The organism is Pseudomonas sp. GW821-FHT07F01, assembly GCF_059418825.1.
On record NZ_JBWKQO010000001.1, the window covers coordinates 1,351,614 to 1,376,639 of the forward strand.

At 64.4% G+C, this 25,026-nt stretch carries 20 protein-coding genes; 13 read left to right on the forward strand and 7 right to left on the reverse strand.

Annotated features, from left to right (window positions below):
* The first annotated feature begins 69 nt into the window (after positions 1-69).
* The 3 genes from AC07R1_RS05945 to AC07R1_RS05955 all read left to right on the forward strand — a co-directional run bounded on the left by AC07R1_RS05945 (position 70) and on the right by AC07R1_RS05955 (position 4,661).
* Positions 70-1,125 carry a tetratricopeptide repeat protein gene (locus tag AC07R1_RS05945; RefSeq protein WP_011061527.1) on the forward strand — a complete coding sequence of 352 codons (1,056 nt, stop codon included), beginning with the start codon at positions 70-72 and terminating at the stop codon, positions 1,123-1,125.
* Between the two features lie 366 nt (positions 1,126-1,491).
* A complete protein-coding gene (locus AC07R1_RS05950; RefSeq protein ID WP_145711957.1) occupies positions 1,492-2,994 on the forward strand; it encodes an ATPase domain-containing protein in 1,503 nt (500 codons plus the stop codon).
* The gene (locus AC07R1_RS05955) at positions 2,991-4,661 is read left to right on the forward strand and encodes an ATP-binding protein (protein WP_492617434.1); all 1,671 of its coding nucleotides are present in this window, start codon (positions 2,991-2,993) and stop codon (positions 4,659-4,661) included. The genes AC07R1_RS05950 and AC07R1_RS05955 overlap by 4 nt, the downstream gene beginning before the upstream one ends.
* Before the next feature lie 10 nt (positions 4,662-4,671).
* Here the strand turns inward: AC07R1_RS05955 and AC07R1_RS05960 are convergent, their stop codons facing one another.
* The 5 genes from AC07R1_RS05960 to AC07R1_RS05980 all read right to left on the reverse strand — a co-directional run bounded on the left by AC07R1_RS05960 (position 4,672) and on the right by AC07R1_RS05980 (position 11,235).
* Positions 4,672-5,049, reverse strand: a complete 378-nt coding sequence (locus tag AC07R1_RS05960; RefSeq protein WP_011061530.1) for a response regulator — start codon at positions 5,047-5,049, stop codon at positions 4,672-4,674.
* Between the two features lie 100 nt (positions 5,050-5,149).
* On the reverse strand, positions 5,150-6,331 hold the full coding sequence (locus tag AC07R1_RS05965) for a hybrid sensor histidine kinase/response regulator (protein WP_169891509.1): 1,182 nt from the start codon (positions 6,329-6,331) through the stop codon (positions 5,150-5,152).
* Positions 6,321-6,929 carry a chemotaxis protein CheB gene (locus tag AC07R1_RS05970; protein ID WP_011061532.1) on the reverse strand — a complete coding sequence of 203 codons (609 nt, stop codon included), beginning with the start codon at positions 6,927-6,929 and terminating at the stop codon, positions 6,321-6,323. The genes AC07R1_RS05965 and AC07R1_RS05970 overlap by 11 nt, the downstream gene beginning before the upstream one ends.
* On the reverse strand, positions 6,926-7,741 hold the full coding sequence (locus AC07R1_RS05975) for a CheR family methyltransferase (protein WP_011061533.1): 816 nt from the start codon (positions 7,739-7,741) through the stop codon (positions 6,926-6,928). The genes AC07R1_RS05970 and AC07R1_RS05975 overlap by 4 nt, the downstream gene beginning before the upstream one ends.
* Entirely contained in the window at positions 7,741-11,235 is a 3,495-nt protein-coding gene (locus tag AC07R1_RS05980) for a response regulator (RefSeq protein WP_123482878.1), read from the reverse strand. The genes AC07R1_RS05975 and AC07R1_RS05980 overlap by 1 nt, the downstream gene beginning before the upstream one ends.
* Before the next feature lie 256 nt (positions 11,236-11,491).
* Between AC07R1_RS05980 and AC07R1_RS05985 the strand changes: the two genes are divergently transcribed.
* The 8 genes from AC07R1_RS05985 to AC07R1_RS06020 all read left to right on the forward strand — a co-directional run bounded on the left by AC07R1_RS05985 (position 11,492) and on the right by AC07R1_RS06020 (position 20,512).
* Positions 11,492-11,851 carry a response regulator gene (locus AC07R1_RS05985; RefSeq protein ID WP_011061535.1) on the forward strand — a complete coding sequence of 120 codons (360 nt, stop codon included), beginning with the start codon at positions 11,492-11,494 and terminating at the stop codon, positions 11,849-11,851.
* 83 nt (positions 11,852-11,934) lie between these two features.
* Positions 11,935-13,233: a glycosyltransferase gene (locus tag AC07R1_RS05990; protein ID WP_495110262.1), complete on the forward strand. Its 1,299-nt coding sequence runs from the start codon at positions 11,935-11,937 to the stop codon at positions 13,231-13,233.
* Between the two features lie 243 nt (positions 13,234-13,476).
* Complete coding sequence (locus AC07R1_RS05995; protein WP_011061537.1) at positions 13,477-14,382, forward strand: AraC family transcriptional regulator; 906 nt, start codon at positions 13,477-13,479, stop codon at positions 14,380-14,382.
* A gap of 279 nt (positions 14,383-14,661) precedes the next feature.
* Positions 14,662-15,510 carry an iron uptake transporter permease EfeU gene (gene efeU, locus AC07R1_RS06000; protein WP_161466291.1) on the forward strand — a complete coding sequence of 283 codons (849 nt, stop codon included), beginning with the start codon at positions 14,662-14,664 and terminating at the stop codon, positions 15,508-15,510.
* Positions 15,511-15,518: 8 nt separating this feature from the next.
* A complete protein-coding gene (efeO, locus tag AC07R1_RS06005; protein WP_019095342.1) occupies positions 15,519-16,718 on the forward strand; it encodes an iron uptake system protein EfeO in 1,200 nt (399 codons plus the stop codon).
* A gap of 15 nt (positions 16,719-16,733) precedes the next feature.
* Entirely contained in the window at positions 16,734-18,044 is a 1,311-nt protein-coding gene (gene efeB, locus AC07R1_RS06010; RefSeq protein ID WP_495110263.1) for an iron uptake transporter deferrochelatase/peroxidase subunit, read from the forward strand.
* Between the two features lie 35 nt (positions 18,045-18,079).
* Positions 18,080-18,904 (forward strand): iron uptake system protein EfeO, encoded by an 825-nt coding sequence (efeO, locus tag AC07R1_RS06015; RefSeq protein ID WP_011061541.1) that lies wholly within the window; start codon positions 18,080-18,082, stop codon positions 18,902-18,904.
* Between the two features lie 402 nt (positions 18,905-19,306).
* Positions 19,307-20,512 (forward strand): MFS transporter, encoded by a 1,206-nt coding sequence (locus AC07R1_RS06020; protein WP_011061542.1) that lies wholly within the window; start codon positions 19,307-19,309, stop codon positions 20,510-20,512.
* A 209-nt stretch (positions 20,513-20,721) separates the two neighbouring features.
* Here the strand turns inward: AC07R1_RS06020 and pssA are convergent, their stop codons facing one another.
* Positions 20,722-22,065, reverse strand: a complete 1,344-nt coding sequence (pssA, locus tag AC07R1_RS06025) for a CDP-diacylglycerol--serine O-phosphatidyltransferase (RefSeq protein ID WP_015635793.1) — start codon at positions 22,063-22,065, stop codon at positions 20,722-20,724.
* A 274-nt stretch (positions 22,066-22,339) separates the two neighbouring features.
* Here pssA and AC07R1_RS06030 point away from each other — a divergent pair, with 274 nt between their 5' ends.
* Positions 22,340-22,903, forward strand: a complete 564-nt coding sequence (locus AC07R1_RS06030) for a TetR/AcrR family transcriptional regulator (RefSeq protein ID WP_053151874.1) — start codon at positions 22,340-22,342, stop codon at positions 22,901-22,903.
* 58 nt (positions 22,904-22,961) lie between these two features.
* Positions 22,962-23,441 carry a nuclear transport factor 2 family protein gene (locus AC07R1_RS06035; protein ID WP_011061545.1) on the forward strand — a complete coding sequence of 160 codons (480 nt, stop codon included), beginning with the start codon at positions 22,962-22,964 and terminating at the stop codon, positions 23,439-23,441.
* A gap of 205 nt (positions 23,442-23,646) precedes the next feature.
* On the opposite strand, the gene sfnG is transcribed toward AC07R1_RS06035, so the two are convergent.
* Positions 23,647-24,741: a dimethylsulfone monooxygenase SfnG gene (gene sfnG / locus AC07R1_RS06040; protein ID WP_495110264.1), complete on the reverse strand. Its 1,095-nt coding sequence runs from the start codon at positions 24,739-24,741 to the stop codon at positions 23,647-23,649.
* Between the last annotated feature and the right edge of the window lie 285 nt (positions 24,742-25,026).

A 25,026-nucleotide genomic window follows, 5' to 3' on the forward strand; every position in this document is an offset into this window, starting at 1 on the left:
GGTTTGACTCAAGCCGGTTCCTGACCGAAGCTTGCGCCTTCCAAAAGTCGCCAGCTTCCGGATTCCTGCATGTCCCAGCCCCGCCGCTACCTGCTGATCAGCCTGCTTACCGTCGTCGTCCTGGCCCTGGCCTGGAGCTTTCTGCGCAGCAGCCCGCCGCAGGTTCCCGAGGCCATCAAGCATGGCTACAGCGCGGCACTGGAAAAAGCCCGCAACGGCCAGCCTGGCGCGGCGCGCGTACTCTACCAGCAGTTGGGCCGGCCCGACCTCGACGACCAGCAGCGCATCCGCCTGCTGGCAGTGCTGGCCAACTACCCCAGCCCCCAGGCATTGAAACTGGCGGACGCCGACCTCTATCACCCTTCTGCCGAGGTGCGCAAAGCGGCGATCAAGAGCGTGCTCGGCCTGGTGCCCAGCGGCCAGCGCAGCCTGCTGCTGGGGCCGTTGCTGGACGATCACGAACAGAGCGTGCGCTTCGCCGCGGTGGACGCCCTGCTGGGCCTGAGCCCCGACGACCAGGGCCTGTACTTCGGCCCGTTGCAGCAGGTGATCGACGAATACACCCAAGTGCTCAAGACCCGCGGCGACAACGTCGAGGCCCAGTACCAGCTGGCTCGCCTGTACCTGCACAATGCCGACCTGATCAAGGCCCAGCAGACCCTGGAACAGGCCCTGCGCCTGGCCCCGGACAACCTGCAGGCAGTGGTGCTGCAGATCGAAGTGCTGGACAAGCAGGGCCAGAGCGATGCCGCCCGCCAATTGCTGGCCAAGCAGTTGCAGGCACAGCAGGATTCGGCCTACCTGCAACATGCCCTGGGGCTCTGGCTGCTGCACCATGGCCAGGGCGAGTTCGCCCTGCTCGGCTTGTCCCGGGCGGTGGAACTGGAGCCTAACAACGCCGCCTACCGCTACGACCTGGCCACCACCCTGCACAGCGAACAGGAGCTGGAAGCGGCGCAGAAGCAACTGGAGGAAATCGTCCAGCGCCAGCCCTACAACCGCAAGGCGCGGGTGCTGCTGATCAGCTACTGGAAGGAAAGCGGCCAGTTGCAGAACGTCCAGGTCCTGCTGGCCCAGCTGGAACAGCAGAACCCCGACGACCCGGCCCTGCAGCAGGGCCTGTAGCCGCCCCCCGGGCCTTGCCTCGCGATCCCCAGCCAAACCTTTGGCGCCCTTGAGCCCCCCGCGCCTGCTGCGTCGGAATGCCGCCCAAGCCGTTCGCAGCCTGCGCCAGCGGCTACAAGAGCCAGCACAAAACCTGTAGCCGCTGCCGAGCCTGCGAGGCTGCGAAAAGGCCCGAGGGCCTTGCCTGGCAATCCCCAGCCGAACCTTTGGCACCCTTGCCCCCCCTGCGCCTGCTGTGCTCAGCAGCGGCTCCACGGCGACAAAAGGTTGAACCGTGCCAGCGGCAGGCGGTCAAGTGATTTATCAGCGATATCAAGGTGCTCGACGCCGTCGCCGATCACTTGGACCTATTTGCGAGGGCATTGTTTGTCGACCTCATCTGCGTTGCTCAGCGAAAAAGCCGCCACCGGCATCGAAGGCCTGGACGATATCCTCTCCGGCGGATTGTCACGTAGCCATGTGTTCCTGCTGGAAGGCGAACCCGGTACAGGCAAGACCACCGTGGCCTTGCATTTTCTGCGGGCCGGCGCCGCCGCCGGCGAGCGCTGCCTGTACATCACCCTCTCGGAAACCGAGCGCGAGTTGCGCCAGGGCGCGCAATCCCACGGCTGGCAACTGGATGAGAACATCCACATCTTCGAGCTGATCCCGCCGGAAAGCCTGCTCAACGCCGAGCACCAGCAGAGCCTGCTGTACTCCTCGGACCTGGAGCTGGGGGAAGCCACGCGGCAGATCTTCGAAGTGGTGGAGCGGGTCAAGCCGACCCGGGTGGTGCTCGACAGCCTTTCGGAAATCCGCCTGCTGGCGCAAAGCTCCCTGCGCTACCGGCGGCAGATCCTGGCGATCAAGCACTACTTCGTGCGCTATGACGCTACGGTCCTGCTGCTTGACGACCTGACCACCGAATCCCTGGACAAGACCGTGCACAGCGTGGCCCATGGGGTGATCCGCCTGGAAGAACTGACCCCCAGCTACGGCGCCGAACGCCGGCGCATCCGGGTGGTGAAATACCGCGGCCAGAAGTACCGCGGCGGCTTCCATGACTTCACCATCATGGGCGACGGGGTCCAGGTGTTTCCGCGCCTGGTGGCCGCCGAGCACCGCGGTCAATACCAGCGCCTGACCCTGACCAGCGGCATCACCGAGATGGACGCGCTGCTGGGGGGCGGCATCGAGACCGGCTCCAGCACCCTGATCCTCGGCCCCGCCGGCACCGGCAAATCGCTGATCTCGATGATCTTCGCCGCGGCCGCCGTAGCCAGGGGAGAGAAAGCCGCGCTGTTCATCTTCGACGAGGAACTGGGGCTGCTGTTCGAGCGCATGCGCAACATGGGCATCGACCTCAAGGCGCTGCAGGCCAGCGGTAACCTGATCATCGAACAGGTGGACGCCGCCGAGCTCTCGCCGGGGGAGCTGTCCCACCGGGTGCGACGCTGCGTCGACCAGGAGCGGATCAAGACCGTGGTGATCGACAGCATCAACGGCTACCAGGCAGCGATGCCCGAGGAAAATGCCCTGGTGCTGCACATGCACGAATTGCTGCTGTACCTCAACCGCCAGGGCGCCGCCACTTTCATGACCGTGGCCCAGCATGGCCTGGTGGGCGACATGCAGGCCCCGGTGGACATCACCTACCTGGCCGACACCGTGATCCTGCTGCGTTACTTCGAGGCCCTGGGCAAGGTGCGCCGGGCCATTTCCATCATCAAGAAACGCACCGGCAGCCACGAGTCGACCATTCGTGAATACCGCATCAGCGCTCGTGGCCTGACCATAGGCGAGCCCCTGGAAGCCTTCCAGGGCGTGCTGCGGGGCGTACCCACTTACCTGGGCGAGAGCAAACCCCTGCTCAGGGATGAGGGCCAATGAGCCCCGACCTGGACTTTTCCGAACGGGCTCTGGTGCTCACGCCCCACGGGCGTGACAGCCAACTGGCGCAGATGATGCTCAAGGAGGCCGGCTTCAGCAGCCTGATCACCCCGCACCTGCCCGCCCTGTGCGAGCAGCTGGAGCACGGCGCCGGGCTGGTGATCATCGCCGCCGAAGCCTTGCGCGGGGTCGACCTGGAGCCCCTGCTGCGCCACCTGGAACAGCAACCGGCGTGGTCGGACCTGCCCATCGTGCTGCTGACCCAGCACGGCGGCCCCGAGCAGAACCCGGCATCGCGCTTCAGCGAGCCCCTGGGCAACGTCAGCTTTCTGGAACGGCCCTTCCACCCGGCGACCCTGATCAGCCTGGTCAGCGCCGCCCTGCGGGGCAGGCGCCGGCAGTACGACGCCCGCGACCGGCTGATCGACCTGAGCCAGAGCGAACTGCGCCTGCAACGCACCCTGGAGACCCTGGAACAGCAGGTGGAAGAACGCACCGCACAACTGCGGCACAACGAAGAAGCCCTGCGCCAGTCACAGAAGATGGAAGCCGTGGGGCAACTCACCGGCGGCATCGCCCACGACTTCAACAACATGCTCACCGGCATCATCGGCAGCCTGGAGCTGTTGCGCCGGCGCCTGGCCCGGGGCCGCACCGAGGACCTGGACAGCCTGATCGACCTGGGGGTGACCTCGGCCAACCGCGCCGCCGGCCTGACCCACCGCCTGCTGGCCTTCTCCCGGCGCCAGTCGCTGGACTCCAAGCCGGTGGAGATGAACGCCCTGGTGACCTCCATGGGCGAGCTGCTGCAACGCAGCCTCAGCGAAAGCATCGAGCTGGACATGCGCCTGGACCCGCAGCTATGGGTGGCCGAAGCCGACCCCAACCAACTGGAAAGCGCCCTGCTCAACCTGGTGCTCAACGCCCGGGACGCCATGCCCAACGGCGGCCGGCTGCTGGTGGAAACCCTCAACCAGCGCCTAGCCCCGGACTTCGCCCAGGCCCACGACAACCTCAAGCCGGGGGACTACGTGCTGCTGCGAGTCAGCGACAACGGCTGCGGCATGCCCGAGGCGATCATCAACCGCGTGTTCGATCCGTTCTTCACCACCAAGCCCATCGGCCAGGGCACAGGGCTGGGGCTGTCGATGATCTACGGCTTCAGCAAGCAGTCCCGCGGCCATGTGACCCTCAACAGCACCCTGGGCCGGGGTACCGAGGTCAGCCTGTACCTGCCGCGTTTTGTCGGCGACCTGGAGCAGGCCGAACACCCTCTGGTGCAACAACCGCCCCATGCGCAGAACGGTGAAACCGTGCTGATCGTCGAGGACGACCCGGCGGTGCGGGTGCTGGTCTGTGCGGTGCTCAGCGAACTGGGCTACGCCTTTGTCGAAGCCGGCGATGCCCGCAGCGCCATGCCGATCCTCGACTCGGCGCAGCGCATCGACCTGCTGATCAGCGATGTCGGGCTGCCGGGCATGAATGGCCGGCAACTGGCGGAAATCGGGCGGCAGATCCGCCCGGAGCTCAAGGTCCTGTTCATCACCGGCTACGCCGAGCACGCGGCGGCCCGTGGTGGCTTTCTCGAACCCGGCATGCAACTGATCACCAAGCCGTTCACCTTCGACCTGCTGACCGCCAAGGTGCGGGAAATGATCCGCGACTGATAGCCGGGCTTCAGGCCAGCAATTGCTGGATCTGTTCCTGCAGGCTGTTGAGGTCGAAGGGCTTGGCCAGGATCGGCGCCTTGCGGGTGATGGGGCTGCCGCATTCGAGGATTTCGTTGGGGTAGCCGCTGATGAAAATCACCTTCAGATCCGGACGCAGCTTCACGGCGGGCTCGGCGATCATCACCCCGGTGATCCCGCCCGGCAGGCGGTAATCGGTGATCATCACGTCCAGGTGCGGCTTGCTGGCGAGAATCTCGAACGCCTGCTCGCCATTCTCGGCCTGCAGCACCCGGTATCCCAGGCCCGACAGGTAGTCGGCCAGAAGCATCAGGATCACTGGTTCATCTTCGACGATCAGTACGACGTCTTGTGCATCTTCACTCATGGAAAACCTTTGCTCGGTCAATTGCTGCTGTTACGACCATTGGGTCACGCAGAGGTTGCGTGCGCGTTACGCTTTTAATGATTCACCGGCCAACGGGCCTCTACAGGGGCAGGCTGACGCGAAACAGCGCGCCCTCGCCGATCCGGCTCTCGACACTGATGGCACCACCATGGGCGGTGACGATCTGCTCGGAAATGAACAGCCCCAGGCCCAGCCCCGCCGCCACGTGGTTGGCACTGACCCGTTCGAACTGCTGAAAAATGCGCTTCTGGTTGTCTTCGCTGATACCGATGCCGTGGTCACGCACCTCGACCCGAGCCTCGCCGTCCTGGGCATAGACCCGCACTTCGATCGGGCTCTTGGCGCCGTAGCGCAGGGCGTTGGTCAGCAGGTTGGAAACCACCTGTTCGATGCGGAACTCGTCCCAGTTGCCCTCCAGGGGCTGCTCGGCCTGCAGGCTCAGGGACGACTGCGCCGCTTCCACCTGAGGTGCGAAGTTTTCCACCAGCCCGCGCACCAGCTGCGCCAGATCGAACCGCGAGGGGCGGATCGACAGCTTGCCGGTACGGATGCGCGAGATGTCCAGCATGTCCTCGATCAGGCGGATCAGGCTTTTGATCTGGCGCTCGTCGCGGTCGACCATGGCGTGCATCTTGTCCAGGCTGAAGGCCGCGGCGTTCTCCCGGGCCAGGTGCATCTTGCGCAGCTGGGTCTCGAGAATCAGGCCATTGAGCGGCGTGCGCACTTCGTGGGCGACGATGGACATGAAGTCATCGCGCATGCGCACCGCCTGCTCCAGCTCGTTCTGGGTGGCCTGGAGCTTCTGGAGCAGCGCTTCCTGCTCGCGCCGGCTCTGCTCCAGGGCCTCGACCTGCTGCTTCATGGCCTTGCTCTGGCGGTACAGGTCGACGAATACGTTGACCTTGCTCTTCACCGCGTGGATGTCCAGGGGCTTGTGCAGAAAGTCCACCGCCCCGCTCTCGTAGCCCTTGAAGGCGTAGTTGAGCTCGCGCCCGGCGGCGCTGACGAAGACGATGGGAATGTTCTTGGTCTTCTCGGTGCCGCGCATCATCTCGGCCAGCTCGAAGCCGTTCATGCCGGGCATCTGCACATCGAGGATAGCCATGGCGAACTCATGCTGGAGCAGCAGCGACAAGGCTTCGTCAGCCGACAGCGCCTTGTACACCGTACGGTCCTCGCGCTTGATCAGCGCCTCCAGGGCCAGCAGGTTCTCCGGCAGATCGTCGACGATCAGCAGCTTGGCTTGAATATTACTTAACATGGGTTCCTTCCAGCTCGGCAAGCAGACGGCTGATGCCGCGCAAAGGGAGAATGTAGTCCGGTTGATGCAGGGCCAGGGCGGCGTCCGGCATGGTCGAGACATGGGCCTCATTGGGGTCCTGGACGATGGTCAGGCCACCCTGGCGCTTGACCTCGGCCAGGCCGCGGGCGCCATCCTGGTTGGCCCCGGTCAGGAGCACAGCGGCCAGGTTCCGGCCATAGGCATCGGCGGCGGACTCGAACAGGTAGTCGATGGCCGGGCGTGAGTGGTGCAGGCGTTCTTCCTGGCTCAGGGACAGGCTGCGGTCCTGCTCCACCGACAGGTGATAGCCGGGCGCGGCGAAGTACAGGGTGCCAGGCACGATCTGCTCCTTGTCGTCGGCTTCCTTCACCGCCAGCGCCAGACGCCGGTCGAAGACTTCGGCCAGCTGGCTGCGGCGCTCGTCAGGCAGGTGCAGGACCACGATCACCGGCAGGCGGAAACCCTGGGCGAAACCGCTGAACAGCTTCAGCAAGGCTTCGACCCCACCCGCAGAGGCCCCTACCACGATCGCCTCGATCTGCGGCCAGAAACCCTGGCTGACAATCTCCTGGCTCATGTCTTGCGATAGATCCGTTCTTGTTTGACCAAGGGCTCGAAGTGCTTGCCATAGGCGGAGAAGTCCAGGGTTTCCTTGCTGCCCAGCACCAGGAAACCACGATGGCAGAGGGACTCGTGAAACAGTCCGAAGGCACGATCCTGCAATTTTTTATTGAAATAAATCAATACGTTACGACAAGAAATTAATTGAGTTTCAGAAAATACACTGTCGGTCGCCAGGCTGTGATCGGCGAAGGTCACGTTCTCGCGCAGGCTCTTGTCGAAGATCGCGTAGTCGTAGGCCGCGGTGTAGTAGTCGGCAAAGGAGCGCTGGCCGCCGGCCTGCTGGTAGTTGTGGGTGTAGGCCCGCACGTTCTCCAGGGAAAAGATGCCTTGCTTGGCCTTCTCCAGGGAGCTGGGGTTGATGTCGGTGGCATAGATGATGGTGCGCTCCAGCAGCCCCTCTTCGCGCAGCAGGATGGCCATCGAGTAGACCTCCTCCCCGGTGCTGCAGCCGGCGATCCAGATCTTGATCGAAGGATAGGTCTTGAGCAGCGGCACCACTTCCTGGCGGATCGCCAGAAAGTGCGACGGGTCGCGAAACATCTCGCTCACCGGAATGGTCAGGAACTGCAGCAACTGCATGAACGCGGTCGGGTCGTGCAGCACCCGCTCCTGCAACGCAGAAATGGTCTTGCATTCGAACTGGCGCAAAGCGTGGTTGACCCGGCGCTTGATCGAGGCACCTGAGTAGTCGCGGAAGTCGTAGCTGTACTTGAGGTAAATAGCTTCGATCAGCAAACGCAGTTCGATCTCGGTATTACGCTCCACTAAATTCTTTCCATCTTGGGTAGCCACACACGGATAAGGGAAAACAGCCGGTCCAGGTCAATGGGCTTGGCCAGGTAATCGTTGGAGCCGGCCTGCAGGCAGCGCTCCTGGTCATCCTTCATGGCCTTGGCGGTGACCGCGATGATCGGCAGCTTGCGCCAGCGCGGGTCCTTGCGGATCTGCACCGTGGCTTCGAAACCGTCCATCTCCGGCATCATCACGTCCATCAGCACCAGGTCGATATCCTCGACCTCATTGAGCCTGGCAATGGCTTCATGGCCGTTACGGCCGATCACCACTACCGCGCCCTTGTGTTCCAGGGCGCTGGTCAGGGCAAAGATGTTGCGCACGTCATCATCCACCAGGAGGATCTTGCGGCCCTCGAAGACCTTGTCGCGGCTGCGGGCGGTCTTGAGCATCTTCTGCCGTTCATGGGACAGCTGGGATTCGACTTTGTGCAGAAAAAGCGTCACTTCATCCAGCAGGCGCTCCGGCGAGCGCGCGCCCTTGATGATGATCGAGCGCGAATACTTGCGCAGCTCGGCCTCTTCATCCCGGGTCAGGTTGCGCCCGGTGTAGACGATCACCGGCGGGAAGGAGCAGATATCCTCGGTGGACATGCGCTTGAGCAGGTCGTTGCCGAGCATGTCCGGCAGCTTGAGGTCGATGACCATGCAGTCGTAGACGTTCTCGCGCAGCAGGTCCAGGGCATCCTGGGCCAGGCCCACGGCGGTGATCTCGATGTCATCGTCGCCGATCAACCGGGCAATGCTGTCGCGTTGCAGGTCGTCGTCCTCCACCAGCAGCACGCGCTTGACCTTCTGCGTCAGCTTGGCTTCCAGGCGGGCGAAGACATCCTTGAGCTCCTCGCGGGTGGTGGGCTTGACCGCATAACCCACGGCGCCCATGTGCATGGCCGCTTCCACCCGGTCTTCCACCGAAATCACGTGCACCGGGATGTGCCGGGTCTGGGCGTTCTCCTTGAGGCGCTGCAACACGGTCAGGCCGGAGTGGTCCGGCAGGCGCATGTCCAGCAGGATGGCGTCCGGGATGAACTGGGCAGCCAGGCTGTAACCTTCGTCGGCGCCGTGGGCCACCAGGCAGTGGTAACCCAGCTCGTGGGCCAGGTCGAAGAGGATGTGGGCAAAGTTCGCCTCGTCTTCCACCACCAGGATGCAACGACTGCTGAATGGCGCCTTGTCGCGGTCATCGGCGAAGCGCGGAATGTCCGCCCCCGGGGCTTCGGCCACCGGCTGCGGCAGGCTGGCAGGCTGAGGCGCGGCCACGGGCGCGACTGGGGCCGGCGGCGCCACCAGCGGCTCGGCGGCCTCCTGGTACTGCTCCGGCAGCACCAGGGTGAAGATACTGCCGCGGCCGGGTTCGCTGCTGACGCTGATGGAGCCGCCGAGCAGGGTCGCCAGATCCCGGGAGATCGACAGCCCCAGGCCGGTGCCGCCATAACGCCGGTTGGTGGTGCCGTCGGCCTGGCGGAAGGCCTCGAAGATGCTTTGCTGCTGATCCTGGGCAATGCCGATCCCCGAATCCTGCACGGCAAAGGCGATACCGGCCCCCGGCTGAGCGGACACCGTGAGGCTCACCTGGCCCTTCTCGGTGAACTTGACCGCATTGGACAGCAGGTTCTTGAGAATCTGCTCGACCCGCTGGCGGTCGGTGAACAGCATCTGCGGCGCTCCCGGTTGCAGCTCCACCTTGAATTCCAGGCCCTTGTCCTGGGTCAATGGCTGGAACAGGCTGCGCAGCCCGTCCACCAGGCGCGGCACGCTGGCGTTCTCCGGGCGCACTTCGAGCTTGCCGGCCTCGACCTTGGAGATGTCGAGGATGTCGTTGATCAGGTTCAGCAGGTCATTGCCCGCGGAATAGATCGACTCGGCGAACTTGACCTGCTCGGGGCTGAGGTTTTCCTGGGGGTTTTCCGCCAGCAGCTTGGCCAGGATCAGCGAACTGTTGAGCGGCGTGCGCAGCTCGTGGGACATGTTGGCAAGGAACTCGGACTTGTACTTGCTGGAGCGCTGCAACTCTTCGGCGCGCTCCTCGAGCTGGGTCTGAGCCTCGTTGAGCTCGTTGTTCTTGCGGTCCATGGCGTCGCGCTGATCGGCCAGGATCTGCGCCTGCTCCGCCAGTTGCTCGTTGGTCTGCTCCAGCTCCACCTGCTGGGTTTCCAGGTGCACCTGGGATTCCTTGAGGATCCGCGACTGCTCTTCCAGCTCCTCGTTGGCGGTCTTGAGCTCTTCTTGCTGCACTTGCAGCTCTTCGTTGAGCTGCTGGGTTTCGGCCAGCACTTCCTGCAGGCGCTGGCGATAACGCGCGGCCTCGATGGAGGTGCCGATATTGCCGGCAATCAGTTCCAGCAGCTCGACGTCGCGCTCGCTCAAGGCCCGCAGGAAGCCCAGCTCGATCACCCCGTTGACCCGGTCGTCGTCACGGGTCGGCACCACCAGCACGCTGCGCGGCGAACCATCGCCCAGGCCGGAGCTGACCTTGAAGTAATCGGCGGGCACCTCGTCCAGACGGATCAGGCGCTTGTGCTGCGCGGCCTGCCCCACCAGCCCTTCGTCACTGTACAGCGACTGTTCCTGGGCTTCCTGTTCCCGGGAGAAGCCATAGGACGCCACGCGCCTGAGGCCCCCGTGCTCCTCGCGCACATAGAGCGCCGCCACCGGTGTGCCCAGGTACTGGGCGCAGAATTGCAGGATGTTGCGCCCCAGCAGGTTCAGGCTCAGCTGGCCGAGCATCTGCTCGGCCAGTTCGGTCTGGCCGTTGCGCAGCCAGGCCTGCTGTTCCAGGCGCCGGGCGCTCTTTTCCTGGGCTTCGAGGTTGTCGCTGTAGCTCTTGGACAGTGCCAGCAGGTCACGACGGCCGATGTAGGCCAGCAGCGCGCTGATGCCCACCACGAACAGCAGGTACAGCACCACGCTGAAAATGGTGGTGCGCGTAACGTTCTCGTTACGCTCCAGGCGCAACTGCTGCTCCATGGCCACCGCGTCGTCGTATTCCTTGCGGATCTCGTCAGTCAGGCGCTTGCCACGCCCGGCCTGCACCGCCCCGCGGTAATCACCGCTCTGGCGGCGCAGGTCGATCATGCCCTGGGCAAAGTTGTTCCACTCCACCTGCAGGGCTTCCAGGCGCTTGAGCCGGTCCACCTGCTGCGGGTTGTCCGCCACCAGCTCCTGCAAGCTGCGCAGTTCGCTGACGATGCGCGGCTTGGCCACTTCGTAGGGGTCCAGAAAGTGCTCGTCGCCAGTGATCAGGAAGCCGCGCATGCCGGTTTCCAGGTCGATGGTCAGGCGCGCCGACTCGTTGAGGTTGTTGATCACTCGATCAGTGTGCTGCACCCACTGGATGACCGAGAGCAGGTAGGTGATCAGGGACACGAAAAAAATCGCGCTGAGTACACCGACACCCAGCGGCAGGCTGATGTTGCGGGTCAGCAGCTTGCGGAAACTCTGTTCATCAACCGAGGACGGACGAATCATTTGATGGGCCTTGGCGCTGGTGAAAAAAAACGAAGTTTGCCCCACATTCAGCCAGGACAGCTATTTTTTATAACCAAGGTAGCGCTCGCTTGCGATTTGTCCTGCCGTGGGACAAAGGAAGCGGTTATTCTTGCCGACGCTTGTACAAGGGGAATTTTTTGTACAGCTTCGGGAACTTGTGGCAAGCCGGCACTTACTGATGCACAGGGCTGCCTGCCGCACTGCCCCGCCGAATTCATTTCTTGAGAGTGTCCCTATGCCCGCCAGCGCCTCCACCATCCTAGTCGTCGAAGACGATGCCATCGTGCGCATGCTGATTGTCGATGTCCTTGAAGAACTGGAGTTCAGCGTGCTGGAGGCCGACGGCAGCGAAGCGGCCCTGAGCCTGCTGGAGGACGCCGGGCAACATATCGACCTGCTGATGACCGATGTCGGCCTGCCCGGGATGAACGGCCGCGAGCTGGCGGAGCGTGCCCGCACCCTGCGGCCGCAGTTGCCGGTGCTGTTCGCCAGTGGTTACGCCGAGTCCATCGAGGTGCCGGCCGGCATGTCGGTCATCGGCAAGCCGTTCTCCATCGACCAGCTGCGCGACAAGGTGCGCAGCATTCTCGGCTGAGGCCAGGCAGCCTGCTCGGGCGCTGGCGCGCTGTGGTTTAATGGCGGCCTTTTTTACCCCCCGCCTGCCAGGAATGCCCGCTCATGAGTCCCACCGCCGCAACCAAAGTCCTGATCATTGGTTACGTCTGGCCCGAACCCCGCTCCTCCGCCGCCGGCGGGCACATGATGCAGATCCTCCAGAGCTTCCTCGACCAGGGCTGGGAGCTGATCTTCAGCAGCCCGGCCAACGAGGGCGAACACAAGGAAGACCTGACGGCCCTGGGCATTCGTGAATGCCCGATCGAACTCAACAACGCCAGCTTTGACCGCTTCGTCGCCGAGCTGGCACCGGACATCGTGCTGTTCGACCAGTTCATGATGGAGGAACAGTTCGGCTGGCGGGTGGAGCAGCATTGCCCGAATGCCCTGCGGGTGCTGGAGACCTCCGACCTGCAATGCCTGCGCCATGCCCGGCACCAGCGCCTCAAGGATGTTCTCAAGGAGGGCACCGAGGAAGACGACTTCAGCCCGCTGTTCGCCCAGGCGCCGGAGCAGGAATTCCAGCACATGGCCGTCACCGACCTGGCCAAGCGCGAGATCGCCGCCATCTATCGCTGCGACCTGAGCCTGATGATCTCCGAGGTGGAAATCGAGCTGCTGGTGCAGCAGTTCCACTTGCCGCCGGCCCTGCTGCACTGGTGCCCGCTGATGCTCGAGCAACTGCCGCAGGGCTTTGCTCCCTTCGAGCAGCGGGCGCACTTGCTGAGCATCGGCAACTTTCGCCATGCGCCGAACTGGGACGCCGTGCTGTGGATGAAGAACCGCGTATGGCCGCTGATCCGCCAGCAATTGCCCGGCGCGCAATTGCACCTGTACGGCGCCTACACCCCGCCCAAGGCCGCGGCGCTGCACAACCCGGCCCAGGGCTTTCACATCATGAACTGGGCCGAGGATGCGCTGCAGGTGATGAGTGCAGCGCGGATCTGCCTGGCGCCCCTGCGTTTCGGCGCCGGGATCAAGGGCAAGCTGCTCGATGCCATGCTTTGCGGCACGCCCAGCGTCACCACCCCGGTGGGCAGCGAATCCATGTCCCAGGACGGCCTGCCATGGCCGGGGGCGGTGGCTGAATCCGCCAGTGGCCTGGCGGCGGCCGCGGTGCGCCTCTATCAGGACCGGCAGCTGTGGGAGCAGGCCCAGGCGGATGGCCGGCGGTTGCTCGAAGCGCGCTACCGCCAACAAGTCCACGGCCCGGCGCTGATCCAGCGCCTGCAACACTGCCGCCAGCACCTGGAGCAACTGCGCCGGGACAACTTCACTGGCGCCATGCTGCGTCACCACCATCACAAGAGCACCCAGTACATGGCGCAGTGGATCGAAGCGAAAAACCGCCCGGCCTCCTGACCCTTCTTCGCTGACGCACTGCCGGCGGTGCGCTTGCCGGCGAACAGGCCCTGGGATTTGCGCCGAACGTGAGGCCGCCTTCGCTGGCAAGCCAGCTCCTGCAGCTGGCGTGATGTCGGCGGTGTTCTTGTAGGAGCCGGCTTGCCGGCGAACAGGGCGCCAACCCTGAGAACGCCTTCTCTGGTGCGCGAGCGGGCCACGAGGCATTATCAGCCGGGCCTACAACAAGAACAGGCCCGCGCCATGAGCCGACCCGGCAAGATCACCGACCCCTCCTATGAGTTGATGGACGACCACAACGGCCTGTCCATCATCTATCGCCAGCACGGCTTCCCCTGCCCTCTGGTGCGCTGGCATTTCCACAAGGAATACGAGCTGCACCTGATAGTCGCCAGCTCCGGCAAGGTGTTCATCGGCGACTACATCGGCAACTTCTACCCGCAGACGCTGTTTCTCACCGGCCCCAACCTGCCCCACAACTGGATCAGCCAGGTGGCCGAGGACGAAGTGGTGGCCAAGCGCGACATGCTGGTGAACTTCACCGATGAGCTGTTCGACAGTGGCAGCCAGGTGTTCGCCGAGCTGAAGAACCTCAGCCCGCTGCTGGAGCGGGCGCAGTACGGCATCGAGTTCCGCTGCCCGCAAACCATCGCCCAGGCCCTGCCACTGATGCAGCGCATCGCCGACTCCAGCGGCATCACCCGCCTTGGCCACTTCCTCATCCTCATGGAGCTGCTGGCGGCCTGCGACGACTACCAGTTGCTGTCCGGCGCCACCAGCGTGCAACTGGCGGACGAACACAGCGTCGACCGCACCAACCGCGCGGTGGACTACATCTTTGCCCACTACGCCCGGGAGTTGCCCCTGGAGGAAGTGGCCGACTACCTGGGCATGAAGCCCAGCTATTTTTCCCGGGTGTTCAAGCAGGCCACGGGGCGCTGCTTCGTCGAGTTCGTCAACCGGCTGCGCATCAGCAAGTCCTGTGAACTGCTGGCCGACGGCGACAAACCGGTGACCGACGTGTGCTTCGAGTCGGGCTTCAACAACATTTCCAACTTCAACCGGCGCTTCCAGCAGCTCAAGGGCATGACCCCCTCCCACTACCGCCGCCTGGCGGTGCAACGCCTGACCGAACAGAACCTCGGCTGAGTACCCACGCCCGGCGCAGGTCTCAAGGGCCTCTTCGCCGGCAAGCCGGCTCCTACAAGAGCCCCCAATATCACGCCAGCTGTAGGAGCTGGCTTGCCAGCGAAGGCGCCCCCACGCCCGGCGCAGGGAACAATCGCCCCCCAGAGCCAACAAACCGGTCCAGGCTTGGTAAACGAGACCCGTTCAGCTTCCGTTCAGCAGTTGTCAATAATCTTCATTTGGCAATGAGTATCATTATGTTACAAATTACCCCCTAGCCTATTTGCCCACCGGTGCTGAATGCTCGTTCCATTTCTGATCATGTTGCGCGAAGGGATTGAAGCCGCGCTTATCGTTGGCATCATCGCCAGCTACCTGAAACAGACTGGCCGTGGCCAGTGGATGCCCGCCGTGTGGATCGGGGTTTTCCTCGCCGCGGCCCTGGCCCTGCTGGTGGGCGGCGGCCTGGAACTGATGAGCGCCGAATTCCCGCAGAAGCAGCAGGAACTCTTCGAAGGCATCGTCGGCCTGGTGGCCGTGGGCATCCTCAGTTCCATGGTGTTCTGGATGCGCAAGGTGGCGCGTTCGATCAAGCATTCCCTGCATGTCTCCCTGGACCACGCCCTGGCCGGCTCCAAGCACCAGGTCACGGCGCTGATCGCCATGGTGTTCTTCGCCGTGGCCCGCGAAGGCCTGGAAACCGTGTTCTTCCTGCTGGCGGTGTTCCAGCAGAGCGAAGGCCCGGGCGCGCCCATAGGCGCCCTGCTGGGCCTGATCTCAGCGATCATCGTCGGCTTCCTGATCTACACCGGCAGCATGCGCCTGAACCTTGGCGCCTTCTTTCGCTGGACCGGGCTGTTCATCCTGGTGGTGGCCGCCGGCATCCTCGCCAATTCGGTGCAGGCCCTGCATGAAGCCGGGGTCTGGAACCACCTGCAGACCGTACTCTTCGACTTCAGCGCCAGCCTGCCCATGGATGGCCCGGTGGGTTCGGTACTGGCCGGCATGTTCGGCTACCAGGACGCCCCCACCATCAGCACCCTCGGCGCCTATGTGCTGTACCTGGCCGTGACCCTGGTGCTGTTCTTCCTGCCCGGCGGCGCCCCAGCCAAGGCGCCCGGCTCAACGTCTTCCGCTTCCAGTCAGTAAGGCTCCCCATGACCCAGCAAGCCTCTCCCCAGGCCTCGCCTCCCCGCGCTCTGCGCTGGGCGGTTGCCGGTTCGGTGATCGTCATGATCGCCGCCGGCGGGCTGTTCTACTACGCATCGCAACTGGCCGCCAGCAAGCGCCAGGCCCACCAGGGCGAGATCACCGTGACCATCCACCCCAAGAGTTGTGAACCCAACGCGCTGACAGTCCCGGCCGGGCGCGCCAGCTTCCGCATCGTCAACCGTTCGGATCGCGCCGTGGAATGGGAAATTCTCGACGGCGTGCTGGTGGTGGAGGAACGGGAAAACATCGCCCCGGGCCTGAGCCAGGTGATCAACGCCAACCTGCAGCCAGGGGACTACGCCATCACCTGCGGGCTTTTGAGCAACCCCCGCGGCACCCTGCACGTGACCCCGACCGCCGAGTCCGACGCCCAGGCCAAGGCGCGGCCGTCGATGGTGGCCTTTATCGGCCCGCTGTCGGAGTTCCGGGTCTACCTCAGCACCCAGGGCAGTGTCCTGGTCAAGGCAGTGAACGCCTTGCAGCAGGCCATAGACGCCGGCGACCTGAAACAGGCCCAGGCGCTTTACCTGCCGGCCCGCGCAGCCTATCAGCGCCTGGCCCCGGCGGCTCAGCGCCTGGCCGAGCTGGACAACACCATCAACGCCCGTGCCGATTATTTCGAACAGCGCGAACAGGATCCGGGCTTCAGCGGTTTCCACCGCCTGGAATACGGCCTGTTCCAGAAAAATGACCTGGCAGGCCTGGCTCCCGTAGCTCAGCGCCTGTCCAGCGACGTGGTCAGCCTCAAGGAACAGTTGCTGGCCCAGACCCTGCCACCGGAGCAATTGGTGAGCATCGTCGCGCGCAACATGCGCAGCCTGGCCGACCTGCGGGCCAGCAGCGGTGAAGAGGAACGCTACAGCCACAGCGACCTCAACGGCTTTGCCGCCAACCTGGAAACCACGCGCAAGGTCATCGACCTGCTACGGCCGCTGCTGGCCAAGTCCGCGGCCCAATTGCTGCCCCAGGTGGACAGCGCCGCCGATGCCCTGGCCACTCGCCTGGCCAGCCTGCGCGACGGCTTCGGCTATGTGGCCTACGACCAGGTCGACGCCCGGCAGCGCAAAGAGATCGCCGACAAAGCCAAGGCCCTGGCCGACGCCCTCGACGCTATTGATCCCGCACTTGGCCTTTCCGGCCTGTAACAAGACGAGTTTTCAATGAACGATTCAGATCAGCCCAATCCGTCTTTTTCCGCCCAGCGTCGGCGCGTGCTGCTGGGCATGGGCGCCGCCGGCGTGGCCCTGGCCGGCAGCAGCCTGAGTTGCCCGGCCATGGCCGCCGCGCCCGCCCAGGTCACCGAAGCCCCCAGCAGCGACAAGACCCAGGACCGCCACGACTTCCATGGCCAGCATCAGAGCGGCATCGTCACCCCGCGCCCGGCCGCGGGCATGCTGGTGTCCTTCGATGTGCTGGCCAGCGACCGCGACGACCTGGAACGGCTGTTTCGCACCCTCGACCAACGCATTGCCTTTCTCATGCGCGGTGGCCCGGTGGCCCAGGTGGACCCGAAGCTGCCGCCCCTGGATTCCGGCATCCTCGGCCCGGTAGTGCCCCCGGACAACCTGACCATCACCGTCTCGGTGGGCGAATCGCTGTTCGACGAGCGCTTCGGCCTGGAGGCGGCCAAACCCAAGCGCCTGATCCGCATGGTGGGCTTCCCCAACGATGCCCTGGAGCCCGCCTGCTGCCACGGCGACCTGAGCCTGCAGTTCTGCTCCAACACCGCCGACACCAACATCCACGCCCTGCGCGACATCGTGAAGAACCTGCCCGACCTGCTGCTGGTGCGCTGGAAACAGGAAGGCAGCGTACCGCCCCAGGCCCCGGCCAAGCCCGGCGAGCCGGCGCAGAGTGCGCGCAATTTCCTGGGCTTTCGCGATGGCTCGGCCAACCCCGACTCCAACGACCCGAAGGCCATGCAGCAGATCGTCTGGGTCCAGCCCGGCAGTGACGAACCGGCCTGGGCAGCCCATGGCAGCTACCAGGCAGTGCGGATCATCCGCAACTTCGTCGAACGCTGGGACCGCACCCCGCTGCAGGAGCAGGAAAGCATCATCGGCCGGATCAAGACCAGTGGCGCGCCCATGGACGGCCAGAAGGAAAGCCAGGTGCCCGACTACGCCCGGGACCCCCATGGCAAGGTCACCAAGCTCGACGCCCACATCCGCCTGGCCAACCCGCGCACCGCCCAGAGCCAGCAGAACCTGATCCTGCGCCGGCCGTTCAACTACTCCAACGGGGTCAACAAGAACGGCCAGCTGGACATGGGCCTGCTGTTCATCTGCTACCAGGCCGACCTGGAGAAAGGCTTCATCGCCGTACAGACCCGTCTGAACGGCGAACCCCTGGAGGAGTACCTCAAGCCCACTGGTGGCGGTTACTTCTTCACCTTGCCGGGGGTCACCGGCGAAGAGGATTTCATCGGGCGTTCGCTGCTCGATGCCACCCGACCTAAAAGCACTGCCTGACACCCATGACACAACAACCCCCACGGAAAAGTCCCATGAAAAAGTCGCCTCTCGCTGTGTTGCTGACCCTTGGCTTGCTCCACGCGCCGCTTTCGGCGTTCGCCGCAACTGCGCCCCTGGAGCTGGTGGGGCCGATCTCCGACTACAAGATCTACGTCACCGAGCAGCTCGACGAACTGGCCAGTCACACCCAGCAGTTCACCGATGCGGTGAAAAAGGGCGACCTGGCCGCCGCCAAGAAGCTCTACGCGCCGACCCGGGTCTACTACGAGTCGATCGAACCGATCGCCGAGCTCTTCAGTGACCTGGACGCGTCCATCGACTCCCGGGTCGACGACCACGAGAAAGGCGTCAAGGCCGAAGACTTCACCGGATTCCACCGCCTGGAATACTCGCTGTTCTCGGAAAACAGCACCGAAGGCCTGGGCGAGCTGGCCGACGGCCTGAACAAGGACGTCAAGGACCTGCAGACCCGCGTCGCCGGCCTGACCTTCCCGCCGGAAAAAGTCGTGGGTGGCGCCGCCGCGCTGCTGGAAGAAGTGGCCGCAACCAAGATCTCCGGTGAAGAAGACCGCTACAGCCATACCGACCTCTACGACTTCCAGGGCAACATCGACGGGGCGAAGAAAATCGTCGACCTGTTCCGTCCGCAGATCGAGAAGCAGGACAAGGCCTTTGTCGCCAAGGTGGACAAGAACTTCGCCACGGTGAACAAGATCCTGGCCAAGTACAAAACCCCTGACGGCGGCTTCATGACCTACGACAAGGTCAAGGAAAACGACCGCAAGGCCCTGGTAGGCCCGGTCAATACCCTGGCCGAAGACCTCTCCACCCTGCGCGGCAAACTGGGCCTGAACTGAGCCCGGAACCCAACACGCCATCCTCCCTGTAGGAGCTGGCTTGCCAGCGAAAGCGGCTCAGGGCACAGCACCCGCCTCAAGGCCCCTTCGCCGGCAAGCCGGCTCCTACACAGGCAGAACAGCTCCCCGCCCCCCCGTAGGAGCTGGCTTGCCAGCGAAAGCGGCCCAGGGCACAACGCCCGGCTCAAGGCCCTCTTCGCCGGCAAGCCGGCTCCTACACAGGCAGAACAGCACCCCGCTACCCCCGTAGGAGCTGGCTTGCCAGCGAAAGCGGCCCTGGGCACAACGCCCGCCTCAAGGCTCTCTTCGCCGGCAACATCATCACGAATGCAGATAAGCCTGGGCTGTGACACGTTATCCCGTTAACGTTCACGGCCCATCGACTTTCATGGAAGACCCTTCATGCCTCGCTCCACAGCCGCCAGCGCGCCGCTGACCGTCAGACCCTTCTCGCTGGTTCCACTGATGGCCGCCTATATGGCCTGCACCATGTCGATGATGGCCTTCGTCTCGCTGATCGGCCCGATCTCCCGGGCCCTGCACCTGGAAACCTGGCACGCCGGCGCGGCCGTCACCGTTTCCGGGGTGATCTGGATGCTCCTGGCACGCCCCTGGGGCCAGGCCAGCGACCGCTTCGGCCGGCGCCGGGTGCTGCTGCTGGGCACCGCCGGCTTCACCCTCGCCTACTGGGCCTTGTGCCTGTTCATCGACCTGTCGCTGCAGTCGCTGCCCAGCGTCGCCATGGCCTTTCTCGGCCTGATGCTCGGCCGCGGCTTGATCGGCGCCTTCTACGCGGCGATCCCGGTGGGCGGCTTCGCCCTGATCGCCGATAACGTCGAGCCTCAGCACCGCGCCCGTGCCATGGCCACCCTGGGCGCCGCCAACGCCGTGGGCCTGGTGCTGGGCCCGGCGGTGGCCGCGCTGCTGGCGCGCTACAGCCTGAGCCTGCCGTTCTACGCCATGGCGGTGCTGCCGTTGCTGGCATTCCTGGTGCTGCGCTACCAACTGCCGCGCCAGGAACTGCACCTGGCCCAGGCCCCGACCCGGGTACGCCTGGGCGACCCGCGACTGCGCCGGCCCATGGTGGTGGCCTTTGTCGCCATGCTCTGTGTGTCGGTGGCCCAGATCACCGTCAGCTTCTATGCCCTGGACCGGCTGCACATGAGCCCCGCCGATGCCGCCCAGACGGCCGGGGTGGCCCTGGCCATGGTCGGCGTGGCGCTGATCTGCGCGCAGTTGGTGGTGCGCAAGCTGGAATGGCCGCCGCTGCGGATGATCCGCTACGGCGCCCTGCTGTCCGCGCTGGGTTATGCCGGCAGCATGCTGGTGGACAGCGCCTGGGGCTTGTGGCTGGCGTTCTTTGTATCGGCGGCAGGCATGGGTGGGGTGTTTCCGTCGTTCTCGGCCCTGGCGGCGAATGCCGTAGAGGCCTCGGAACAGGGCGCGACTGCCGGCAGCATCGGCGCCGCCCAGGGCCTGGGCGTGGTCATCGGGCCCATGGCCGGCAGCCTGATCTACGCCATCGAACCGCGCCTGCCCTACCTGCTGGCGGCGGTGCTGCTGGTACTGATCGCGATCTGGCCCGCCCCGCAGCCCAAAGACCTGTAGCTGCTGCAGGCTGCGAACGGCTGCAAATCAGACGCCGCTCTTGAGGTTGCTGAAGGCCCTGCGGAGCTTTGCGCAGCCTCGCAGGCTTGGCAGCGGCTACAGGTACTGCGCTGCTTTTGTAGCCGCTGCCGCAGGCTGCGAACGGCTGCGAAGCAGACGCCGCTCTTGAGATTGCTGAAGGTCCTGTGGACCTCGGCAGCGGCTACGGGTTAAAGCATGCGGTAGAGCAAGCGCTCGATGCGCACGCGGCTGACCCGGCGCAGGAACTTGCCCACGGCCTCGGGGTAGTCCACCAGGCTGTCCAGGTACTGAAAGTGCTCGATACGGCGGGTGTGGCGATAGATCTCGGCCTGTTCGGCGTTACGCGCCTGCAGCAGCTCGCCCTTGGGGTCGTCCAGCAACAGGGCGTTTTCCAGGTCCAGGCGGAAGGCCCGCGGGTTGAGGTTGTTGCCGGTGAGCAAGGTATAGCGCTCATCGACCCACATGCCCTTGAGGTGGTAGGTGTTGTCGCCGTCACGCCACAGGTGCAGGTTCAACTGGCCGTTGTCGATCACTTTCTGATGCCGCTTGGCAAAACGCCGCAGGCTGATTTCATACAGATAAGGCAGCGCGGCGATCACCTTGAACGGCTCGCTGGGCGGGATATAGAAGTCGTTGGCGGTCTTGTCGCCGACGATGATGTCGATCTTCACCCCGCGCTCCAGAGCCCGGTTGATCTCCCGGGTCACCGGCAGCGGCAGGTTGAAATACGGGGTGCAGATGGTCAGCTGGCGCTGGGCGCCGGCAATCAGCTCGCAGATCACCCGGTTCAACGGGTTGCCCTTGCCCACCCCGAGCAACGGGCTGACCGACAGCCCGCTCTTGTCCAGGCCACCGGCAGTGGTGTCGTAGGTGGCGTGCTTGAGGCGGCTGCGCAGATCGCCGATGTCGTTGCGCAGGCTGCGGGTGGTGGGCAGGTTCGGCAGGTCCAGGCGGTGCACTGCCCGCGACTCCACCAGGCCGTGCTGCACCAGGTGGTGCATGGAGTCGGCCAGGGCCTGGTTGTGCAGCAGGTGGTAACGGTCGAAGCGGTACTTGTCGAACTTGTGCAGGTACACGTTGTTCAGGCTGGCGCCGCTGTAGAGCACGCAGTCGTCGATGACGAAACCCTTGAGGTGCAGCACCCCGAACAGCTCGCGGGTCTGAACCGGCACGCCGTAGATCGGCACTTCGCTGGCGTGAGTGCGGGTCATTTGCTGGTACCAGGCCGAGTTGCCCGGCTGCTTGCCGGCACCGATCAGGCCGCGCTGGGCCCGCAACCAGTCAACCACGACCACCACTTCCAGCTCGGGGCGGGCGGCCTTGGCGGCGTGCAGGGCATCGAGGATTTCCTGGCCGGCTTCATCCTGTTGCAGGTACAGCGCGACGATATAGATGCGCCGGCGTGCCTGGGCAATCTGCTCCAGCAGCGTGCGGCGAAACTGCGCGGCGCCGGTCAGCGTGGTGAAAGCCTCGGCGGCCAGTGGGAAGCTGCGCAGCTTGGGCAGCAGGGAACGTTTGAAAAGCGACGGCATTAGGGCTCGCAGTGGCTCAAATCCAAAGAGCGCAAGAGCTTACACCATGGACCGGCCGGAGTCCCCTGCCTGGCATGTATTACGCCCTCCCTCAGCAAAGCACCCGCCCGCTGTGCGCAGGAGCCGGCTTGCCGGCGAATGGGCCCCCAGCCCTGCGCAAGGCGCAATGACACCTTCGCTGGCAAGCCAGCTCCTACAAAGGGTAATGGCCAGTTTCGAAGAAAAATCAAAAATGCCATTGACCAAGGAGAACGATCGTTCTACTGTTCGCCACATGAACGAAATCATGCACTCTGAAACCCGAGACATCATCCTCGATGTCACCGAGAAACTGATCTACCAGAACGGCATTGCCGCCACCGGCATGGATCTTCTGGTGAAGACCGCCGGCGTCTCGCGCAAGAGCGTCTACCGCTATTTCACCAACAAGGACGAGCTGGTGGTGGCCGCCCTGGAGCGTCGCGATCAGCGCTGGATGCACTGGTTCTGCAGCGCGGTGAACCAGGCCGCGACCCCGGCCTTGCGCCTGTTGGCGCTGTTCGACGTGCTCAAGGACTGGTTCGCAACCCCCGGTTTTCGCGGCTGCGCCTTTATCAACACCAGTGGCGAAACCGGCGACCCGCAAGACCCGGTGCGCCAAGTAGCAAAACGGCACAAGCAGAACCTGCTCGACTACGTGACCGAGCTTTGCCAGGAACATGGCGTGCAACATCCTGAGGAACTGGCAGCGCAACTGCTGATCCTGATCGATGGCGCCATTACCGTTGCCCTTGTGATGGGCAATCACAGTGCTGCTGATAATGCGCAATGCATGGCGCGAAAGTTATTGGACCTCTGATTGTTTTAAACAAGAGCAGCCTCTTTGTTTGAACAGCAACTTTCATTGGAGACAGATCATGTCGTCTAACGCTCAAGTGCGCCCGCCCCTTCCGCCTTTCACTCGCGAGTCGGCGATTGAAAAGATCCGCCTGGCCGAAGATGGCTGGAACTCCCGGGACCCGGAGCGGGTATCCCTGGCCTATACCCTGGATACCCAATGGCGCAACCGCGCCGAGTTCGCCCACAACCGCGAAGAGGCCAAGGCGTTCCTGACCCGCAAATGGGCCAAGGAACTGGATTACCGCCTGATCAAGGAACTGTGGGCCTTTACCGACAACCGTATTGCCGTGCGCTACGCCTACGAATGGCACGACGACTCGGGCAACTGGTTCCGTTCCTACGGCAACGAAAACTGGGAGTTTGACGAACAGGGTTTGATGGCCCGGCGCTTTGCCTGCATCAACGACATGCCGATCAAGGCCCAGGAGCGCAAGTTCCACTGGCCCCTGGGCCGCCGGCCCGACGATCACCCGGGCCTGAGCGAACTGGGCCTGTAATCACCACCGCCTCTGCCCTTGTAGGAGCTGGCTTGCCAGCGAAAGCGCCCTCTAGCCCGGCACAAGGCTCCGAGGCCCGTTCGCCGGCAAGCCGGCTCCTACGAAAAAACACACCTCCTCTGCCCCCGTAGGAGCTGGCTTGCCAGCGAAAGCGCCCTCAAGCCCGGCACAAGGCTGCGAGGCCCGTTCGCCGGCAAGGGGCGGTTCAGGCGGCGGCTTCCTGTTCCTTGGACCGCGCCCGGGCCTCCAGCTCGCGTACCAGGGGCAGCACGCGCTGGCCGAAATACTCCACCTCTTCCTGGAAATGCAGGAACCCGGCCAGTACCAGGTCCACACCCACCGCCTTCAACTCCACGATGCGCAGGGCAATCTGCTGTGGCGTGCCGATCAGGTTGGTCTTGAACCCGTCGTTGTACTGCACCAGGTCCTCGAAACTCGACTTGGCCCAGTTGCCCTCGCCTTCGGGGGACGCCTTGCCGGCCTGCCGGGCGGCGTCACCGAAGGCATTCACCGCCTCCGGGTCGGCCTGATCGATGATTTGCTGCAACACCGCCCGCGCCTCCTCCTCGGTGTCCCGGGCGATCACGAAGGCGTTCACTCCGATCTTCACCGAGTGCTGGTTGGCCGCGGCCTTGGCGCGGATGTCATCGACCTGGGCCTTGATCCCCTCGACACTGTTGCCGTTGGTGAAGTACCAGTCCGAAACCCGGGCCGCCATGTCCCGGGCAGCCCGCGAGCTGCCGCCCTGGAAGATCTCCGGCTGGCCCAGGGGCTTGGGCTTGAGGCTGTAGTGGTCGAAGCGATAGAAATCGCCCCTGAAGGTGAAGGCATCCTGGCTCCAGACCCCGCGCAGGCAGCGAATGAATTCCTCGGACCGGCGATAGCGCTCGTCGTGCTCCAGCCAATGCTCGCCAATGGCCTGGAACTCACCCTTGAACCAACCGCTGACGATGTTCACCGCAATACGGCCATTGGTCAGTTGGTCGATGGTCGCCAGTTGCTTGGCCGCCAGGGCCGGCTGCCAGGGCCCGGGCAGGATCGCCGCAATCACCTTGAGCTTGTCGGTGGCCGCCAGCAGTGCGTGGCTGAAGGCCACCGACTCGTGCTGGTACTCGGCGCCATAGCCGGCGGTGAAGCGGATCTGGGTCAGGGCGTATTCGAAGCCGGCCTGCTCGGCGATCTGCGCCAGCTTGCGGTTGTAGTCGATGCCCCAATGGGTGCGTTGCTCGATCTTGCTGACCACCAGCCCACCGCTGACGTTGGGCACCCAGTAGGCAAATTTCACGACTTGCTGACTCATGGTTCGGTCCTCGGGACTTGGGAAAGTACCCCGGAGCAGAGCAGCAAGCGTGCCAGGGCCTGGAAGCCCTCGGCGCGTAGGCCGCCAGACGCCGTGTGGAGCCTCAAGCACGCCCTCTCCCGGGCAATGGCTGAGGCTCGCTGCCTGCGGCGGCGCGGGGCCGGCCAACCCTGGAAACGGGCTGTTTTGTTGATGAACTGTTGGCGGAGCAACAGTTGCAGGCGCTCTGCCGGAGCCCTTGCCCCGGCAAACCGGCGTTTGCGGCTTCGGCATGGTGTGTGCAAT

Coding starts and splice junctions, on each gene's coding strand:
- efeU (WP_161466291.1), top strand. CDS start 14,662: ATGCTCGTTCCATTTCTGATCATGTTGCGCGAAGGGATTGAAGCCGCG.
- AC07R1_RS05960 (WP_011061530.1), bottom strand. CDS start 5,049: ATGAGTGAAGATGCACAAGACGTCGTACTGATCGTCGAAGATGAACCA.
- AC07R1_RS05945 (WP_011061527.1), top strand. CDS start 70: ATGTCCCAGCCCCGCCGCTACCTGCTGATCAGCCTGCTTACCGTCGTC.
- efeB (WP_495110263.1), top strand. CDS start 16,734: ATGAACGATTCAGATCAGCCCAATCCGTCTTTTTCCGCCCAGCGTCGG.
- AC07R1_RS06020 (WP_011061542.1), top strand. CDS start 19,307: ATGCCTCGCTCCACAGCCGCCAGCGCGCCGCTGACCGTCAGACCCTTC.
- efeO (WP_019095342.1), top strand. CDS start 15,519: ATGACCCAGCAAGCCTCTCCCCAGGCCTCGCCTCCCCGCGCTCTGCGC.
- efeO (WP_011061541.1), top strand. CDS start 18,080: ATGAAAAAGTCGCCTCTCGCTGTGTTGCTGACCCTTGGCTTGCTCCAC.
- AC07R1_RS05980 (WP_123482878.1), bottom strand. CDS start 11,235: ATGATTCGTCCGTCCTCGGTTGATGAACAGAGTTTCCGCAAGCTGCTG.
- AC07R1_RS05995 (WP_011061537.1), top strand. CDS start 13,477: ATGAGCCGACCCGGCAAGATCACCGACCCCTCCTATGAGTTGATGGAC.
- AC07R1_RS05955 (WP_492617434.1), top strand. CDS start 2,991: ATGAGCCCCGACCTGGACTTTTCCGAACGGGCTCTGGTGCTCACGCCC.
- AC07R1_RS05985 (WP_011061535.1), top strand. CDS start 11,492: ATGCCCGCCAGCGCCTCCACCATCCTAGTCGTCGAAGACGATGCCATC.
- AC07R1_RS05965 (WP_169891509.1), bottom strand. CDS start 6,331: ATGTTAAGTAATATTCAAGCCAAGCTGCTGATCGTCGACGATCTGCCG.
- AC07R1_RS05970 (WP_011061532.1), bottom strand. CDS start 6,929: ATGAGCCAGGAGATTGTCAGCCAGGGTTTCTGGCCGCAGATCGAGGCG.
- AC07R1_RS06035 (WP_011061545.1), top strand. CDS start 22,962: ATGTCGTCTAACGCTCAAGTGCGCCCGCCCCTTCCGCCTTTCACTCGC.
- AC07R1_RS05990 (WP_495110262.1), top strand. CDS start 11,935: ATGAGTCCCACCGCCGCAACCAAAGTCCTGATCATTGGTTACGTCTGG.
- pssA (WP_015635793.1), bottom strand. CDS start 22,065: ATGCCGTCGCTTTTCAAACGTTCCCTGCTGCCCAAGCTGCGCAGCTTC.
- AC07R1_RS06030 (WP_053151874.1), top strand. CDS start 22,340: ATGAACGAAATCATGCACTCTGAAACCCGAGACATCATCCTCGATGTC.
- sfnG (WP_495110264.1), bottom strand. CDS start 24,741: ATGAGTCAGCAAGTCGTGAAATTTGCCTACTGGGTGCCCAACGTCAGC.